The sequence below is a fragment of the Dyella sp. 2YAF14 genome, from assembly GCF_052114725.1.
Classification (GTDB): Bacteria; Pseudomonadota; Gammaproteobacteria; order Xanthomonadales; family Rhodanobacteraceae; genus Dyella.
Map to the genome: position 1 here is coordinate 172,408 of NZ_JBFRFH010000003.1, position 16,777 is coordinate 189,184.

Annotated in this window: 19 protein-coding genes; 5 read left to right on the forward strand and 14 right to left on the reverse strand. The window is 59.9% G+C overall.

Annotated features, from left to right (window positions below; genetic code table 11):
• From AB4Y82_RS06960 to AB4Y82_RS06970, 3 genes are read right to left on the reverse strand one after another with little or no spacing between them, the layout of a single operon-like run.
• A complete protein-coding gene (locus tag AB4Y82_RS06960) occupies nt 1-768 on the reverse strand; it encodes a flagellar biosynthetic protein FliR (protein ID WP_441611188.1) in 768 nt (255 codons plus the stop codon).
• 5 nt (nt 769-773) lie between these two features.
• Nucleotides 774-1,037, reverse strand: coding sequence for a flagellar biosynthetic protein FliQ (locus AB4Y82_RS06965; protein WP_426271785.1), 264 nt, complete (start codon nt 1,035-1,037; stop codon nt 774-776).
• Nucleotides 1,027-2,181 carry a tetratricopeptide repeat protein gene (locus AB4Y82_RS06970; RefSeq protein ID WP_441603787.1) on the reverse strand — a complete coding sequence of 385 codons (1,155 nt, stop codon included), beginning with the start codon at nt 2,179-2,181 and terminating at the stop codon, nt 1,027-1,029. The genes AB4Y82_RS06965 and AB4Y82_RS06970 overlap by 11 nt, the downstream gene beginning before the upstream one ends.
• A 464-nt stretch (nt 2,182-2,645) precedes the next feature.
• Between AB4Y82_RS06970 and AB4Y82_RS06975 the strand changes: the two genes are divergently transcribed.
• Entirely contained in the window at nt 2,646-3,032 is a 387-nt protein-coding gene (locus AB4Y82_RS06975; protein ID WP_441603786.1) for a hypothetical protein, read from the forward strand.
• A 128-nt stretch (nt 3,033-3,160) separates the two neighbouring features.
• Here the strand turns inward: AB4Y82_RS06975 and AB4Y82_RS06980 are convergent, their stop codons facing one another.
• Together AB4Y82_RS06980 and AB4Y82_RS06985 are read right to left on the reverse strand one after the other, a co-directional pair.
• A complete protein-coding gene (locus AB4Y82_RS06980) occupies nt 3,161-3,550 on the reverse strand; it encodes a hypothetical protein (RefSeq protein ID WP_441603785.1) in 390 nt (129 codons plus the stop codon).
• A 12-nt stretch (nt 3,551-3,562) separates the two neighbouring features.
• The gene (locus tag AB4Y82_RS06985; protein WP_441603784.1) at nt 3,563-3,961 is read right to left on the reverse strand and encodes a hypothetical protein; all 399 of its coding nucleotides are present in this window, start codon (nt 3,959-3,961) and stop codon (nt 3,563-3,565) included.
• Nucleotides 3,962-4,363: 402 nt separating this feature from the next.
• Between AB4Y82_RS06985 and AB4Y82_RS06990 the strand changes: the two genes are divergently transcribed.
• The 3 genes from AB4Y82_RS06990 to AB4Y82_RS07000 all read left to right on the forward strand — a co-directional run bounded on the left by AB4Y82_RS06990 (nt 4,364) and on the right by AB4Y82_RS07000 (nt 6,906).
• Nucleotides 4,364-5,602, forward strand: a complete 1,239-nt coding sequence (locus tag AB4Y82_RS06990) for a hypothetical protein (RefSeq protein WP_441603783.1) — start codon at nt 4,364-4,366, stop codon at nt 5,600-5,602.
• Between the two features lie 504 nt (nt 5,603-6,106).
• Nucleotides 6,107-6,451, forward strand: a complete 345-nt coding sequence (locus AB4Y82_RS06995) for a hypothetical protein (RefSeq protein ID WP_441611189.1) — start codon at nt 6,107-6,109, stop codon at nt 6,449-6,451.
• A 140-nt stretch (nt 6,452-6,591) separates the two neighbouring features.
• The gene (locus AB4Y82_RS07000) at nt 6,592-6,906 is read left to right on the forward strand and encodes a HigA family addiction module antitoxin (protein ID WP_441603782.1); all 315 of its coding nucleotides are present in this window, start codon (nt 6,592-6,594) and stop codon (nt 6,904-6,906) included.
• A gap of 647 nt (nt 6,907-7,553) precedes the next feature.
• On the opposite strand, the gene AB4Y82_RS07005 is transcribed toward AB4Y82_RS07000, so the two are convergent.
• Together AB4Y82_RS07005 and AB4Y82_RS07010 are read right to left on the reverse strand one after the other, a co-directional pair.
• The gene (locus AB4Y82_RS07005) at nt 7,554-8,006 is read right to left on the reverse strand and encodes a hypothetical protein (protein ID WP_441603781.1); all 453 of its coding nucleotides are present in this window, start codon (nt 8,004-8,006) and stop codon (nt 7,554-7,556) included.
• A complete protein-coding gene (locus AB4Y82_RS07010) occupies nt 8,003-8,365 on the reverse strand; it encodes a hypothetical protein (RefSeq protein WP_441603780.1) in 363 nt (120 codons plus the stop codon). The genes AB4Y82_RS07005 and AB4Y82_RS07010 overlap by 4 nt, the downstream gene beginning before the upstream one ends.
• A 170-nt stretch (nt 8,366-8,535) precedes the next feature.
• Between AB4Y82_RS07010 and AB4Y82_RS07015 the strand changes: the two genes are divergently transcribed.
• Nucleotides 8,536-9,273 (forward strand): IS3 family transposase, encoded by a 738-nt coding sequence (locus AB4Y82_RS07015; RefSeq protein ID WP_441611190.1) that lies wholly within the window; start codon nt 8,536-8,538, stop codon nt 9,271-9,273.
• On the opposite strand, the gene AB4Y82_RS07020 is transcribed toward AB4Y82_RS07015, so the two are convergent.
• From AB4Y82_RS07020 to AB4Y82_RS07050, 7 genes are all read right to left on the reverse strand, one after another.
• On the reverse strand, nt 9,259-9,687 hold the full coding sequence (locus tag AB4Y82_RS07020; RefSeq protein ID WP_441611191.1) for a tetratricopeptide repeat protein: 429 nt from the start codon (nt 9,685-9,687) through the stop codon (nt 9,259-9,261). The two genes, AB4Y82_RS07015 and AB4Y82_RS07020, sit on opposite strands and share 15 nt — an antisense overlap.
• Nucleotides 9,684-10,139: a hypothetical protein gene (locus AB4Y82_RS07025; protein ID WP_441602143.1), complete on the reverse strand. Its 456-nt coding sequence runs from the start codon at nt 10,137-10,139 to the stop codon at nt 9,684-9,686. The genes AB4Y82_RS07020 and AB4Y82_RS07025 overlap by 4 nt, the downstream gene beginning before the upstream one ends.
• A gap of 17 nt (nt 10,140-10,156) precedes the next feature.
• Nucleotides 10,157-11,488: a hypothetical protein gene (locus AB4Y82_RS07030; RefSeq protein WP_441602144.1), complete on the reverse strand. Its 1,332-nt coding sequence runs from the start codon at nt 11,486-11,488 to the stop codon at nt 10,157-10,159.
• Nucleotides 11,489-11,960: 472 nt separating this feature from the next.
• Nucleotides 11,961-12,251 (reverse strand): NadS family protein, encoded by a 291-nt coding sequence (gene nadS / locus AB4Y82_RS07035; RefSeq protein WP_441602145.1) that lies wholly within the window; start codon nt 12,249-12,251, stop codon nt 11,961-11,963.
• A gap of 2 nt (nt 12,252-12,253) precedes the next feature.
• Entirely contained in the window at nt 12,254-12,568 is a 315-nt protein-coding gene (locus AB4Y82_RS07040) for a type II toxin-antitoxin system RelE/ParE family toxin (protein ID WP_441602146.1), read from the reverse strand.
• A 51-nt stretch (nt 12,569-12,619) separates the two neighbouring features.
• A complete protein-coding gene (xerC, locus tag AB4Y82_RS07045; RefSeq protein WP_441602147.1) occupies nt 12,620-13,693 on the reverse strand; it encodes a site-specific tyrosine recombinase XerC in 1,074 nt (357 codons plus the stop codon).
• Nucleotides 13,694-13,697: 4 nt separating this feature from the next.
• Nucleotides 13,698-16,739, reverse strand: a complete 3,042-nt coding sequence (locus tag AB4Y82_RS07050; protein ID WP_441602148.1) for a CHC2 zinc finger domain-containing protein — start codon at nt 16,737-16,739, stop codon at nt 13,698-13,700.
• Nucleotides 16,740-16,777: the final 38 nt, after the last annotated feature.

Genomic DNA, 16,777 nt, shown 5'->3' on the forward strand with positions numbered 1-16,777 from the left:
TCAGTGCACCGCCGGCATCGGCAAAGAAGAGAACGCGGCACGAAACAGCCGCTCGATCAGCGGTGGCGCAAACCGCAGTGTGGCCGCCAGCAGCGCGAAACCCGCCATCACCTTCAACGGCAGCGCCACGAAATAGATATTGGCCTGGGGCAACGAGCGGCTTGCGTATGCGGTGCCCAGATCAATGGCGAACAGGCCGAGCACGACGGGCAGCACCACCATCAAGCCCAGCAGAAATTGCGTTGAAAGCAGGCTCAGGAACGCCGAAGGAGTCATGACCACGCGACCGCTGCCAAGCGGAACCAGATTGATCGAGGCAACCAGCCCGCGCAGCAGAACCAGGTGAAGACCCAAGGCGAAGAACGCCACCATCCCGGCCCATTGAATAACCGTGCCGAACAGTGACTCGGTGGTGTGCGTGGAGGGATTGAGCAGACTGGCCGCTGCCAGGCCCGACTGCATGTCGAGCATGCGTGCAGAGAACCCCAGGGCTGCCATGGGCAGGACGACGGCCAACGCAAACGTCAGACCCACCAGGCTCTCGCCGCCGAGCGCAAGCCCGAACAGCAGAGGCGAATCGAGCGTTGCCGTCGACACGGTTGCCGCGTCCACCGCCCCGACCGCGGTCAAGCTGAGCGCGAGGAGCACGATGACGCGCACCGTTCCCGGCACCCAGGCAAAGGGGCCGAGCGCGGGCACCATCAGCAGGGGCGCAAAGCGCGCCATCGCCAACTGAAACGCCGCGATATCCCTATCCAGTACTTCCACGAGCTTTACATCCCCGCCACTAAGCCAAACAGATGACGCGTGAACTCGACAACGACGGCCATCATCCAGGCGCCCGTCATCACAAACATCATCACGACGACGACGAGCTTCGGGATGAAGGTCAAAGTCATCTCCTGGATCTGCGTCACCACCTGCACGATGGAAATCACCACACCCACCAGCAGGGTCGCCACCAGAATCGGCGCGCTCACTTTCGCCGCCGTCAGCAACGTCTGCGCGAGCAGATGCATGGCGACGTCAGTGTCCACGCGTACGCTCCTGTGTCGGACGCACGAGATCCCGCAGCGTGTAAACGAACTCTGCCGTGATCGGCTCACGCAAGTTCGCCGACGAGGCGGTCAGCGACTGGATGATCGCCTGCGCCTCTGCCTCCCTGCCCTCGTCCAGCAGCAGGACGCTTTGTGCGTAACGTGCCGAGCGACCATTCGGATCGAGCCGCAGCGCACGCTTGATCGCTTCGCCTGCCGCCTCCCGTTCGCCGCGAAGCGCATGGATCAGGGCGCGTCCACCGTGCGTTTCGCCGAAGGTGCGATCCAGCGTAAAAGCGGCGTCGAAACTCTGCTGAGCGCCGTCCAGGTTGCCTTGCAACAGCTGGCACCACGCCATGGCGTGCCAGGTACCGATGTGTTCCGGCATATAGGCCACGGCGCGATCCAGCACGGCGCGCGCCGCGACAATATCGCCACGCAACATCAAGCCTTCGCCCAAACCGAGGTATGCCCTGCCCGCGCTGGGCTGCGCAGCAATCAACTGCTGGAACATCGGGACAGCGACGTCATCGCGACGTTCCGATAGCGCAAGCGTGGCGCTTACCAGCATGGCATCGAACTGCGCCGGATCCTGAGCAAGCGCATGCGCCGCGGCTTGTGCAGCCTGCGCCGTGTCGCCGCTATCGAGCAGCAAGAGAGCACGCAAGCCATGAAACTCTGCGCCCCTGTGATTCGCGCCCACGCTATCCAGCGCCGCCATGGCATCGGCGATAAGCTGCTGGTGGAACAGGATGCGCGCTTTGAGCAAGGCGATAGCGGCAAAGGTGTCGTCGTCTTCCGCGCCCGCCAATGACAGCACACGAAGCGCGTCGTCCAACTTGCCAAGGCGAAATTGTGCCAAGGCAAGGTCGTGGCATAACCCAGCAGGAGCCGGGCGCATCGCGGTGACGAGCGGCTGTAGCAACCCTTCCACGGTCGCGAAATCGCCATCCATGAGCGCGCAACGGGCTTCGCGAAACACCACGCCCGGCAACGACCTCAACGGGTGCGCAAGCTGACCAAGGCGCTGGCGCGCTCGCGCAACCTGACCCTCGATCAGCAGCTGATCAAGCAGTTCGCAAAGCAGGTCGGCATTGGAAGGGTCGCGGTCCGCATAAGCCTCCAGCGAGGCAACGCGGCTCACCGGCAACCCCTAAACTTTTCGCGCTGCAGACGGACAACTACTTCAGGCGGGACGTCACGACGTCCTGCATCCAACATGGTCTTGAACACGTAATTCCATTTACGCACGGCGAAGACCGTACGCCCCCTTGCATTCCAGCCCTTCAAAACAGCGCCCCCGCGCTGTCCAGCAGATCGAACACACTAATCTGGGCTGCGACGCGGCGAGACTAGGTGCGCTGTGAAGAGCGTGTCAATAAGCCAGATGGCTCGTAAATCTTTGCGATACTTAGGGCCGTAAAATCAAGGATATAAATGTAAAGCTTGAAGACCGTACGGACGAACTCCGCCGCTGTTAGGTGTGTTCAAGAAATTGCCTTTGAATTCGTTTGTCAGAAGTGGGCATTTTGAATGTGATGTGCATCACTTTTTATATCGGTACAGCAACACCGCTACACTTCGCCCGCCCATCTCTAGGAAATGCCCATGCCCGCCGATCGCATCACCCCAGGTTCTTCACTACTGGAAACGATGCGGGCGTTGGCTCAAGGCAAGGCCGGATCCACCACGGGGTCGGCAGCAGCGCCCTCGGTCAAGAACGACCGGACTCCGACAATTTCGCGTCATTCCACCGCACAGCTTCGCCAGCGCCTGCGCGCGCTACTTGCCGATGTCGACCCTGACGATGACGAGGCCATGCGGGCCGTGCAGCAGCCCGCGCTGCGAGAAATCATTCTTTGGGAATTCGGCAGCGATTTTCGGCAGAGCACGCATTTTCAGCCGATGGTGGAACGCATCAATCAGGCCATCGACATCGATGAGCGCTTTCGCTCGCAATTCGTCGAAATGGTGCGCGGATTGAAGCGCCAGTAACGCTCGCCAGTTGGACTGAGGCAAGAGCGAGCGTCTTCGACGCACCCGCTACAGGCGACGCAAGAGCGAAGTCCTCAACGCGTCAATCTCCCGGTCGGAACCAGCAATTACGTGCCTAATTTTTTCTCTCAGCGGGACGCGTCTTGAGCAAGAAAACGCGCGCCTGTCCCCGAGAGATTGTCAATGCGTGTCTCGAGATAGCTCGACGACTGTTCCGGCAGAACGACCACCGCCTCGGCACCCGACAGGCACGCCTGCCGCTTCAACTCGGCGGCTGCAGAAACATAGTCCGACGACACGAAGAAGGTCTTCTCAAGATGGACATTGAGCCGCGATATCGCCACGTACGGCAGCTTCGGCGGCGCGTCCTTGTAAACAGAAACCTGGCAGTCCGCTGCCCGTGCGGTAGCGCCACCATTGAGCGGACGGTAGTTCCCCGTGGTCGCCATGCAGCCGCAGAGGCACAGGGCGAGGAAGATCACCGCGACATTTCTGACCATGATGATCTTCCCCGTCATTGCGCTGCGACCTTATTCGTGCGGACCGACACCCTTGTCCATTTCCGCGATGATTTCCTTATCCCAGTTCTTCTGGCCGGCCATGCCCGCGAACGACTTGGCGGTGCTCACCTTGACGGAGGTCTTGGTGCCGCCCACTGGCGACAGCCACACGCCGGCCGACTCGCCGCCCGAACCAACCACCAGGCCCACCTTATGGGGGCGCGCACCCTCGATATAGTCGGCGGTGGTCTTGCTTACAACAAATCCATTGGCGACCAGCGCATCCACGGCGGCCTTCTGAACCTCAACGGCCGGCTTGTCGTAAACGACGCTCGGCGTGCCATCACCCGGCTTGGTCGGCGTGGCGGTGCAACCCGCCAGCAAGAGCGTGCCGGCCACCATGGCGGACTTCCAAGAAATACCTTTCATCCCGTGAATCCCCTGTTTTGTCGAAACACACGAAAAAAAGTCGTCACCACCCTCAGGCAACGACCGCCGATTGATAACTGGCCCTGGCTCGCAGGGCATCTCAATTTAATCCGCGGTCAGAGGAAAAAGTTTAGGTCTGCCGCGCAACAGGCGATCGAACCAGTCTTGCCACGGGCGCAGCAGAAATCGGGCAACCCTTTTGCCCATGTGAGATCGGCATCACGGCGCTGCGAAACTAGGCATCCCCCTACAGCGTGACCAACTCAAACCCTACGTCTCGACGCTGTCAGAGCAAGCGCTAACACAAGACGATACCTAGGGACCGTTTTGTCTTCGCCGGCTGGCCGGCTTATCAAGGGGAAACACATGAGGTGGATTCGAGCCATAGGGATATTTTTGCTCATGCTTCCGTTCGGGGCATTCGCGCAAAGCGGCACTAAATACTTCGGCTACTTCTACAACGACGCGACCAGCTACAACAGCGGCAACCCCGCGTTCACCGAAAACTACAACCGCATCAACCTCTATCACATCGCTTTTTGGAGCGGCAATACGACCGAGGGAGGTCGTGCCGGAACGATCTCCTATACGCTCGGGCAACTCGCCTTGGCTCGCCAGAACGGCGTCAAGGCCATCGTGACGGCCACGCCGTTTGTTTTTCAGTTGAACGGCACCGCTTGGCAAGCCGAGCCCAACGCAGGTGCAGAGTGGGCCAACTTCGTCAATCAACTGGTCGCCAACGGCTATATCGTGCCGGGCAATCCGACACTGAGTACCGTTGCGGCCATCTATGTGATCGACGAGCCGGACCTTGCGGGTCTGGGCGACAAGAATGGCGGGGCCGACGCGGCTGTCGTCAATGCGGTGAACGCCATTCGCGGCAACGGCAACACCAGCGGCATCCCGCTTGCGTCCATCATGGGCTGGAGCTTTTACAACAACCCTCGGACCATGGCGTTGTTTGACTGGGTCGGCTTCGACAACTACGGTGAAACCCAACCCCAGTGGAACAGCTCCTACAACCAGCTCAAGGGCATGCTGGCTGCCAATCAGCGGACCATCCTCGTGCCCAAGGCGACCAAGGGCGGCGTCTGTGGCGTTGGCGGCGGTGCGACGGCCTACTCCGACCCGTGGGTGATGTACAACCTGATCGAGACCGATGCCAAGGCCGTCTGGCTGGCGCCTTTCCGTTGGTTCACGCCCGACGTCAATTGCCCTGGCGTACGTGATCTACCGGCCCTGTTGACGCCGTACTCCGAGATTGGCCAAACGTTGAAACAGCAGTCCAATCCCGTCATCGGCAATATCGACAGCGTCTACTACATGGACTTCACCCCCACCATATCGGGCTGGGCCTGTGCCAAAGGCATGCCGCAATCGATCTACGTCGACCTCTACATGGACGCCCCTTACGGGCAAGGCGGCACGGGCGTGGGCGAGTATTTGGCCAACGTGAGTAGCGAGCAGGCCGTTGCCAATGCCTGCGCCGCAGGCTCGGGAAGCTTCCGCTTCGCCATTCCACTGTCGTCTGCGTTGAGGGCGCAGTGGGCGGGCCACAAGATCTACATTCACGGCATTGCACCGTATAACGGGGACAATCCTGTGATTGGCAATTCGGGGAATCTGACGGTTCCGAACTAAGGAGACTGGAAGTTGCTGGCCTTGTGAAGGTCAGCAACTTTCTGCTTTTGTGAAGCATTAGAGGCGCAGCTTGCGCGTCATGCGGGCGCAACCGAAGAAATTGACCGGCTACCTAAGTCGACCGCTCCATAAATGCGCACGCTGACCATCGTTTTTCATTTCGCATACGCAAAGGCATCAAAGTGAAAAGGTGCCGGAGACAATTTCATAGTCCATGAGTGCACGTTTTTTTGAGAGCGCGCACTGCCTTCAGGTCATCTATGGGAATGGTGCTGACATTCGATCGGCCTGGCGCCGTCACGCGCCGCATTACCTAGGTGGACACCCATCTCGCCGATCCCTGACAGACGTTCCCAAACCTGCTTGTTAGGGTCAGTCAGTCGTTCGCGCTGTCGTATTGCACGGCCTCGCGAGTGACCATGACCACTAGGTCATGAGGCGCGGGCCGTGAGTGCTTGTAACACCCACGACCCGCTAACCATCACCAACTAAGCAGAGTTGATCATGGCTACCCACGATCATACGGTACGCATTCGCTCGTCCGTTCTCCCTGACGACACCCTCACTCCTCTGCCTAATGACCCGTCATCCACGGCGGTGGCATGGCCCGAAACCCTGCGTCACAGCACTCGCGGTGACATCGCCCTGGCGGTGCTCGCCCTCACGCGCTTGCGTCTCGACAGCGAGCAGTGCCGCAACGCGCAGGCGCGGGGATTCCCCGGCAGGGCGCTGCCATGGCCGCTTCCCGTGGCCGTCACGGCCAGTCTGGGCACGGCCATCCACTGCCTACAGCAGTACGCCCGCCTGCTCGCTGACGAGCCTCGAGTGAACACCACACGCCTCCGATGATCGCCGTTGCGGCGCATCGGCCGGCGTGGCGATGCGCCGCATTCGAGCGATCACCGACGAAGCTGCCAAGCATTCACTGACACGGAGCGCTGTAAGCGCCTGAGCCGCCGTGCGGCCGTGTCCGACAGGGAGGAACCCCCATGGAACTGATCCAGCTCACCCCGCACTCGGAAGTGGACCCCTCGCAACCCCTGCGAGCCCCCGGCGACATCCTGCTGCATGCCTACCTGATCCCAAGCGCACTCAACCCCGCCCAACTTGCCCGTCGAACCGGCATACCCTCCAATCAGATCGAAGCGTTCATCGCCGACACTCTCCCGATCACGCCCAAGATCGCCATCCGCCTCTCTCTCGCCTTCGACACCACCGCCTTTTACTGGCTGGCACTGCAGGCGCGGTACGACCTGGAAAGGGCGAAGCCTGTGGTGCGCGCTTATCGCCCTCTCGTTGATTAAGCGAGCTAAGTGGGGGCTGGAGTCCGCGCAGGTGCGAAAGCATTGGCGCCAGGAGTGCCAGTGATTCGAACAAATGCCGGGAACCCGAACAGGTGCCAGGGACAATTCGGGCTCCCGAAAAATGTCCCGGGCATCTTTCTTTTCCAACTACTTGGCCCTTGGTGCGGCGAAGGCCGAACGCTGCGCGGCCTATCGTGCGCTCGTGACGGAGATCCTCTCCGATGATGATATTGAGGCGATTCGTGGCCATGTTCAGCGACAGCGCGCTTGGATCAGATCGCTTTCGTGAGGCGATCGAGGCGCAGCTCGCGCGCCGCGTAGCGCCGGCCAAAATCGGACGACCGCGCAAGTCGACCGGCCCTTAAAAGTGCACTCTGACCCCAGTTCTTCGTGCGCATCTTCAACAACAACGTGCCTTGGGGCGAGATGCGTTCAGAGCGATGGTTGAAGCCAAGACCCAGCGCTTCGCCGGTATTCGCCCCGCCCATCGCCCACCACGAAGGAAGTGAACCTGACCCCGTTCTGGACCCAAGGTCCTGCTCCGACTGCCCAACGTGCTTCTCCAAGAGATGGCCGCCGGCATCTTCATGAGCCTGCAGTCCACCGCCGTCAACTATGGGGCTAAATGGCGCTTCTGTGTCTGGAACTTAAACCTTCTTGTAGAAATGAAAGTTATAGGCGTCCCTTTGAAGCTTTCCGCGCGCATATAGTCCTATCAGAACATGCTCGGCTGGCATGTCTGGAGGGACGATGAATGACTCTCCTGGGAAGCGCAATTCGAATTGCCTGGCTTCAATCTCACTCCTTCTTTGCTCAAACTCTTCTTGCCCCACAAACACGGCAACAGCGCCGTGAAAAGCCACCATGTAGCCCCCTTCTTTAAGAGGCACCACACGAAAATCGACGATGAAGCGAGCTTCATCTAGCGCGTGCCTTGCATCCGCCACATCATCTTCACCTGTGGTGAGCGAAAGCAATGTTCCATTGCCAAGGATGATGATCCCATCGCGCCCTTTTTTGTACGAAACCATTCGATCTTCGATATCTTTCAGCGGAGTCGTGTTCTCAGGCTCCCACCGCAACCTCAATTCCTTGATCATGGATTCACCGGATATTGCTGATGGATGTAATTAGTGTCGATGAAATTATGGAATAGGTACTCGCGTTCCGCCAAGCCGATCTTCGGATTGATCTCGAAGAACGCCTGAGGATTGTCGAAGTTCGGTATCGCGAACTTGTTAGCATCCTCAACACTCATTCGGAAAACAGTTACGTAACCATTCTGATCTTGGTTAGGCCCGCGGGCAAAGTACTCCGCTACAGCGGGATCATCAGTTACACCAATGGCTGGCGATCCAGCGCTGTGTACACCATGCGCCTCATAGATATCCGTGAACTCCCCCGTGTCGCGACTGTTGAGGAACTCGGTCGTAGCCTGGACCCCTTGCCCCTGCGCCATCGGCCGAAACTGGGGTCAGAGTGGAGTTACCAGGGTTTAGTGGACAAGTCCTAGTATCCACACGATCCGCTGAGGGTTTCGGCTATGTCCCCAGGCAAGCCCCTAAGTAAGGTCAGACAGGCATACAAGTTCATCGAAGCCCATAGGAACGAGTTCAGCATCCAGGCCATGTGTCGAGTTCTCGGATTCGAACCTTCTTCATTGCCAGTCATGGTATTTACGGCGCCCCCAGAATCTTGCAGGACCTGCGTGAGCAGGGTGAGACCTGCAGCAAGCATCGGGTTGCCCGGTTGATGAGCGAGAACGGTCTGCGTGCATTGCACGGCTATCGTACTCGACACATCCCGGTAGCCAAGCCAGCCGCGTTGATTCCGAATCTGCTGCAACGTCAGTTCACGATGTCGGGGCCAAACAAGGCCTGGGTGACGGACATCACCTATATCCGCACGTGGCAAGGCTGGCTCTACGTGGCCGTGGTCATGGATCTTTTCTCGCGCAAAATCGTTGGCTGGGCGGCTAAGCCGACGATCCACAAGGAGCTAGTGCTGGAAGCGGTGAAGAAGGCTGTGCAATGCCGCCGACCTCGAAGAGCCTTGATCCATTCGGATCAAGGAACTCAGTACGGAAGCGATGCTTGGCGACGATTCTGCAAAGCCAACCATTTGGAACCAAGCATGAGCAGACGAGGAAACTGTTGGGACAATGCCGTGGCAGAGTCCTTCTTCGGCAGCCTCAAGAAAGAGCGCGTCAAGAAGCGTATCTATGCCAGTCGCGAAACCGCCATCCTTGACGTATCCGAGTACATTGATCAGTTCTACAACCCGATTCGCCGCCACAGTTACCTAGGTGGCGTCAGTCCGAATGAGTTCGAGGCCGCGCATCGGCGACGACGATCAGGTGTCCACTAAATCCTGGTAACTCCACTCTGACCCCATAGCAGACTGCGTCTTACCCAGCTGAACGAGAACACTCGACCTGTTGTAATAAGTCAACGGATAGCTGGGATCCAAATCAACCGCTTTGGCGAAACATCCAAGCGCCTTATCGAACTGTTTCAACTCAAAATATATTGTTCCAGCAGTGCTGTACGCCGAAGCTTCGCCATAGCCAAGTGCGAAGGCCCGCTCAAGATCGTGAAGTGCGAAGTCGAATTTCTTTAGCATTGCGTATGCTGTGCCACGATCAGCATATGCCAAGGCATTATCGGGGTCGACCTTCAGCACGTCCCCGTACAAGTCGAATGCATCTTCAGTGCGCCCCTGGGCAAGAAATCCTCTCGCCCTCATGCAAAATGGAGATAGATCGATTGCGTTTTCGCTCACAAAGCACCATCCGTTTTCGTGATCAAACTCGTTAAATAGTCTTCCAAGGCATCAAAGCATATCGCCGTTGCGTAAGGACGCTCGGGATCTTGCCGTGCACAAGATTTTATCGATGCGGGCACGCTTTCACCTAGCCACAGCTCCCGCTTCTGATAAATGGCATACAAGATGCCATCAATTCGCTCCAAGACCATATGTCCATGCCACGAATCCTCGTACAGCCGACCGGAAACTGATCGAACGAAGAGAAGTGCCTCGTCACCCAATGCCAGCGCCACCTGCCCCCAATGATTAGGGCTGCCGACAAATTCAATCTCCGCTCCAAGATCAGTTACTTGGATTCCTTTTCTTGCCGCATATATCCGCTGCACCTTTGCACGAAAAGTCTGAGGTTTCGGCGCACCGACGACCTTAACCATCACTAGGTCACATGTTTCCACTTTGTCGGACAAGAACTCTCGAACGCTACTCATTGTGGTGTCCATAGTTGTCCGCGCTGTTCAAGCAGTGGCATATAGCTTCGCATGTTGCCGGTGGCTTCCGGGATAGGTATCCCGAGGTGGCTGGGGAATGTAGCGCAGTTGAAGGTGCACGCATTTTGTCCCGGGAAGCCATACAGCACGTCATTCATAGGATTGCCAACCCCGATGGAGTTATGCGCTGCCTGTATGGCATCAAAGTCAGCCTGAGCAAGGGGAATTTGCTGTTCAATTACAGCTTGCGGAAGCCCACCACGACTCATTGCCGGATTGTTCGCAACAGACTGAAAAATTGCTGTGTCATCGGTGATTACACCGGGATAACTCGCCCCATTTCGTAGCGACTGAACAGCGTCGTAGGCCGACATTCCCTCTGGCACGCTGGGGCCAAAACCGTAGATCGTCTGCCCCCCATCGAATGAATAGCCCACATGGCCGGTGATCACATATGGGTGAGGTGCACCATCTACAAGCAGATCCTCGACGGAACCAGCACCACGAAAACCGAAAATGCTAATTGTTGGATTCGCAACACCTGAGGCGCCTGCCCCCGTCAACGGCACAGACACTCCCTGTGGAGCTTCCAAGAACGAAGTATCAAATGCCCCCGGAGAAGTCACGCTGCGTATCGCGTCAAATGTATCGGCAGCGTACGCGAAGGTCTTTGCCGTCGCAGCTTCAGCGCCACCAAACGTCAGTATGGACATGCCAGCGTCGCCGATGGACCGCGCCTGCTGGTCCAGCGGTAAGGCATACCAGTCTGCCACGGCATTGGTTACACGGTCGTACGTATTAATCGGGTGAGCAACCGTCAGGGTGGTTCCAATCGCAAACTGTCGGAATGACTGATAGTCGGTGGCTATATCGAACACGCTCTTCCCCGCGCCGATCAGGCTGTTTCCGCCATCCGTTAGGAGCGTCACACTGTCGGCGGCCAAGTCACCCAAGTCGCTTGTACGCCAGGAATTGAGGTATTGCGCTGACTCTTCACGAGACTCCGCAGTAGCTTGCGCATCTTGTTCGAGCTGACTCTGGGGCACCACCTCGACTGTTGGCAGGGTGTTGCGCTGGGCGGCGTAGGCTTGGGCGACGCTCAGTCCGAAATTGCGCAGGTCATCCACATTATCCGGTGTAGGAACCTCGCCGAAGTCCTGCCCCCCATTCTGGGCAAACCAGGGGACGAATTTTTTCAGTCCAGCGTATTCCGCCTGAAGCTTAGCGACGTCCGCAGGATTGTTGGCATCGTAAGAATCGCTAGGCCAGACTGCCGGGAAGGTTGGCGCCGGACCCTGCTGCCCTTGACTGCCCGCGGCGGATGCCAACGCCGTAGCACCCGAATTCTGACTGTATGGGCCACTTGTGTTGACGAAGGATCCGGGCAAGCCGCTAGTCGGACTCGCGTCGCCATCGTTTAGCGCAAAAGTCTGCACACCATCGCTGTACTGATACCCGGGCGCACCGTTAGCACCAGTGATCTGACCCGTGACGGCCGTTGCCGGCTGCTGAGCCCCCTGAGCGTTGTACCCGTTGATACCCGCGATGGCCGCATTCCCCAACGCATTCCCAAACGGAATCGACTGACGCGGTTTCGCTCAGTGAGGCGCGATTTTTCGTCGTGATAGCAACGCGTTAGACAGCGCGGAACGCACAAAAAAGGGGCGGCGAAAGTTCGCCACCCCCGATGTGCAGTTTTTGCCCCATAGGGCATGTTTCGCTCGCGATAGCCGATACCGCCAGAGGCATGGCGATGTGCGCATGCCTCTTAAAGGCGACGTAACAATTTGTTACATCGCCTCACCCGATGAGTGCGGCCAGCACATGCTCGGGATCTTTCTCGATCGCACGCAGCAAGGCACGGGCAGGCCCCGTCGGATTGCGACGACCCTGCTCCCAGTTCTGCAGCGTGCCGAGTTCGACATCAATGACCTTGGCAAACTTGGCCTGCGAGAGCTTGGTCAGCGAACGGATGCGCTTGACTTGCTTGGAGGCCACGTAGGTCTCGCGCGAAGGTGCGCGCTCACCACGACGGATTTCATCCATCTGGGTGACGCTCTGCATGAGCTCGTTGAAAAGTTCGTTGTCCATAGTCATCTCCACTGCTCGATCACTTGCTTCAGCGCTTTCTTTTGCATCGGCGTGAGGTCTTCCGCTTCGTTCTTGGCATAGGCCAGCAAAAGCGCAATCTGCGATTCGCGAGTGAAGTGGTAATAAATCACACGCGCACCGCCGCGTTTGCCATGGCCATGAGCGGCCATGCGAATTTTCCTCAGGCCACCGGTGCCAGGAATCACATCTCCCGCGTCGGGAGTGTTCGCCAACAAACGCTGAAAATCGGCATAGTCATCGTCATTCACGAGAGCGGTGATCTGACGGGTGAACACCGGGGTCTCGATGAAGATCATGGCGCCAATATACGCCAATGGCGTATATGCGTCAATGGCGTATATGGACCTTCAAAACTCGCCGTCCGCCTCGCGCTCGGCATCGAGCGCGGCAAATAGCTCATCGGCGGCGGCAGGCTCGCCGGTGCCCTTCGCTGCCGCCTTGCGCGGCCGGGCTGGGTGCGTGGCCTCGTGGATGGCCTTCAGTTGCGTGACCGCGACGTGGGTGTAGATCTGCGTCGATTTGAGGTCGGCGTGGCCGAGCATGGCCTGGATAAATCGGATGTCGGCCCCGTTCTCCAACATCAGCGTGGCCATGGTGTGCCGGAACAAATGGCAACCGCCCTGCTTGCCCAGATTGGCCTTCTGCACATACGCCGAGACGGTGGTGGAGAGCCACGCTTCGTTGAACGGCACGCCGGCCCGTGTCAGAAACAACGTGCCGTCGTCCGGCGGCATCACGATCTGCGGGCGCACCTGGTCGAGATAGGTTTGCACCCACGCCATCGCCCGCTCGCCCACCGGCACCCAGCGGTCCTTCTGCCACTTGCCCTGATTGACGAACACCAGGCCGCGCGCCCGGTCGATCTCGTACACGCGCAGGTTGGCCAGCTCCATGCGACGCAAGCCGGTGGAGTACAGCACTTCCATCATCGCCCGATCACGAATGCCGATCGGCGTGCGCACATCGGCCAAGGCCAGCACTCGCTCCGCTTCCGCCTCGGTCAACACATGCCGCGGCAACACGCGTTTGAGGCGTGGCAATTCCAGGTCGCTGGCCGGGTTGTAGAGCAAGTAATTTTGCTTGGTCAGCCAGCGGAAAAAACCACGCAGCGGCACCAAGGCGCTGCGCTGACTGAATACGCTGAGCGGCTCGCCGTTGTCCTTGCGGTGATAGAACAAGTGCCGCTGGTAGCGTTCGATGATCGGCTTGGTGATCTCGGTGGGCCGCGTCAGTGCGCGAGGCTCACACCAGCGAATAAACGCGCGCACGTAGCGCTCGGTGTTGTGGATGCCGGCCTCGGTGTAGCCCTTGATGCCGAGGTGTTCCAGGTAGCGCTGCAGGTAGGCAAACAGGCCTTCGGGATCGGCCGGATTGCCGACCGGCGTCAGGAAACGCGAGCGATGCGCGGTGCGGCGAGCCATCGGATCACGCCGAGACAGCAGCTAAAGAAAGCGTTCCATCATTACGATGCGATGCAGGGCTGTGTTTGCTCCGACGTGCAGTTTCCCGCGCTTGTTGCACGGACGCAGCCAAAACGTCGCTGTCATTGGCCTGCACGAGCGTTTCGGGCGACCGATCCACGGCCGATGCCGTACCGACCATGGGCCGATCTGACCCCGACGATGCATCGACGCGCCCCGACTTTTCGTCGTCGTAGGCATGCAAGGTGGCCGCATCGATCAGGCCCATCAGGTGCGGCCCCTCGCTGGTCACCTCGCCATCGAAACGCAGCTCGTAGGCGATGCCCTTGCCGAAGGGCTGGCGATGCACGGCGAGGTATTCCATGTCTTCCAGGCGGCCCAGGTGGACCTTGAGCTGGGTCTGTCCCCAGCCGGTCACCTCGCGCACCTGTTTGCGCGTGAAGCGCAGCGCGGACGGTGCGCAGCCCTGCTGCGCCGCTTCGCTGCGCACCCACGCGGTGAGCAGGCCCAGCAGGCGCCGCGTCTGCGGCGGCAACTCATCCAACGTGCTGCCCAGCACCGCGTGCGCGAGGCGGTTGGCCAGCGCGATGTCGGCCACGCTCACCTCGACGTATTCGATCACCGCGCCGTGGTACTGCTCACGCTTCACCTCGCGCTGGCACTGGTGCAGCAAGGCAATGGCGTCGATCAACGCGAGGTATTTATCGTGGTCGCGGCGCATGCGTGTCTTGTCGCTGAGAAAGGTCAGTCGCTCGGCGTACGGGTTGACCACTTTCAGCGGACGCAGCAAGCGCTGCGCGTTCTGGTGCAGCGCGGTAAGCCGTGCCTTGTCTTCGCTGGCCCGTAGCCCATCGAGCGTGCGCCGTAGGCGCTGCTGCGCGTGAATGGCCTGGGTCTGCTCGCGCGATTCGTCCACGCTGAGCACGAGGCAGCGGTTCAACAACTCCTCGTCCAGGTCGATCGCGGTGGTCGTGCTGAACAGCATCACCGGGCCTTCGACACGGTATTCCTGGGTTTCCAGCTGACCGGTCTGGGCGTTCTTGCCGGTGCTGGCAATCGACACTTCGCCTTCGGACTGCAGCAGTTTCAGCGCATAACTGGCCTGACTCGCGCCCTCTTCCTCGCTGATGGCGAGGATCTTGTGGCGCAGATCCTTGTCGCCCAGGTAGAACAGGCTTTGCCCGGTCATCGCGCTGTACTGCACGCGTTCTTCGGGCGGCACGAAACGCAGCACCGCATCCATCAGCGACGACTTGCCGGCGGCGCTGGAGCTTTGCACCATCACGGCCAACGGACGATCCAACTTGCGCGAGACAGCGGCTAAATAAGCGACCTGCTTGTTCACCGCCTCGCCCACTACGCCGCAGCGGGCGAAGTCGGTCAGCACGCGGGTCATCAGGTCCGGCGTCTGCAGCAGCTCTAGCGCGGCGCCGCGATCGGCATCACTCAACGTGGCCTGCGCTTGCGCCTGACGGGCCTGCACGAGCTGCTGCTCCTGCCAACCTTCCAAGGCCAAAATCAGCTGACCCAGATCCTTCTTGATCGCCTCCTCGCTCGCGCCCACTTCCAGGCTGGCCTGCTTGCCGAACACCTGGCGTTGCCGCGCGCTGTAGAGATCCACCGTATCGACGTAATAGCCCTCGGTGGCCGGGTCTTTGACCAGCAGATTCACCTTCAGCTGCTCGGGCAGCGGTTTCGTGGGCAGGCCTCGCACGCGGTAAAAACGGTCACTCAGCAACAGGCGCATTTCCTCGCCGACGACCTGGTAGGCCGGCGTCGATGACGACGGCGCGTCAGGCAGTGGTGAGGCCGGTAACACAGGCTCCATCGCGGGCTTGGCCTCGACGGTCGGCACAGCCAAGCTGCTACCGTCTGCGATCACGGCTGACGGCAGATCGATCACGGCATCGAGCACGCGCGGTCGGCTGGGCGCACGTCCCTTCCCCATCCACTCGGCCTGACGCAACGCCAAACCCAGACTGCGACCCGCCGGTTGCACGCGCAACGCGTACGCATTGGCGTCCATGCCTTTCGGAAACAGCACCCGATAGCAGTCGATGCCGACAGCCATGAGCTTCTCGGCCAATGTTTCAGCGGCTTGATTGCCGGCGTCGTCGCGGTCGTAGGCGATCAGCACGCGTTCGATCTGGTGCTGCTGAAACGCGGCCAGCATCTCGTCGGTGAAGCCGTGCACGCCGTAAGCGGCGGTGACGTGGCGATAACCGGCACACCAGAACGTCATCGCGTCGATCAGCGCCTCGCACAGGATGATTTCGCGCGAGGCCGTCAGTGCGGCGGCGTTCCACACACCGGCATGCGGGCCGGGCAAATACAGGTGCTTGGGCGTGCCGGCACGTAGGTTGTCGAGCAGCTTGCGGCCGTACAGCTCCACCACACGCCCCGCTGCGTCGAACACCGGCACGATCAGCGAGCCGTTGAAGTGCTCGTGCCCGCTCTCGCGCAGGATGCCCAGCCGTTGCAGTTGCGAGCGCATCGCCGCGCCGGCACTGCGGTTCTTTTCCGGCAAGCGATAGGCCAGCGTGCGGTTGGCATAGCCCAGCTGAAAATGATCGATCAGCTCGGGGTGGTTGAGGCCGCGTGCCGTCAGGTACGCCAGGGCGTCCTCGCTGCCCTTCAAGGTCTGGTGATAGAACCCGACCACCCGCTGCAGGGCTTCGGCATCCTCGGTGTCGGTGGCCAGCGGCGCAGCCAGCGTGCGCACGGTCGAACGTGTTACCGGTGCCGCCTCCACCCCGGCGGCTAAAGGAAGACCCTCGCGCAACAGCTCGACCGCGTGCCGGAAGCTCACGCCACGGCGCTGCATCACCCAGTCGATCGGACCGCCGGCCGCATTGCAGCCAAAGCAGTGATACAGGTTCTTGGTTGGCGTCACGATCAGCGAGGGCGTTGCCTCCTCGTGGAACGGGCACAGGCCCGCATAGTCCTTGCCCTGCTTGGCCAGGGCGATCCCATCGGCCTCGATCAACCGAACCAGTGACACCTCGCGTTTGAGCTGCTCGATCTCGTGTTCGGGAATGCGGGCCATCAAAAACGGTCTCCGGCCGAAAAACCTGTCAAGGGGGT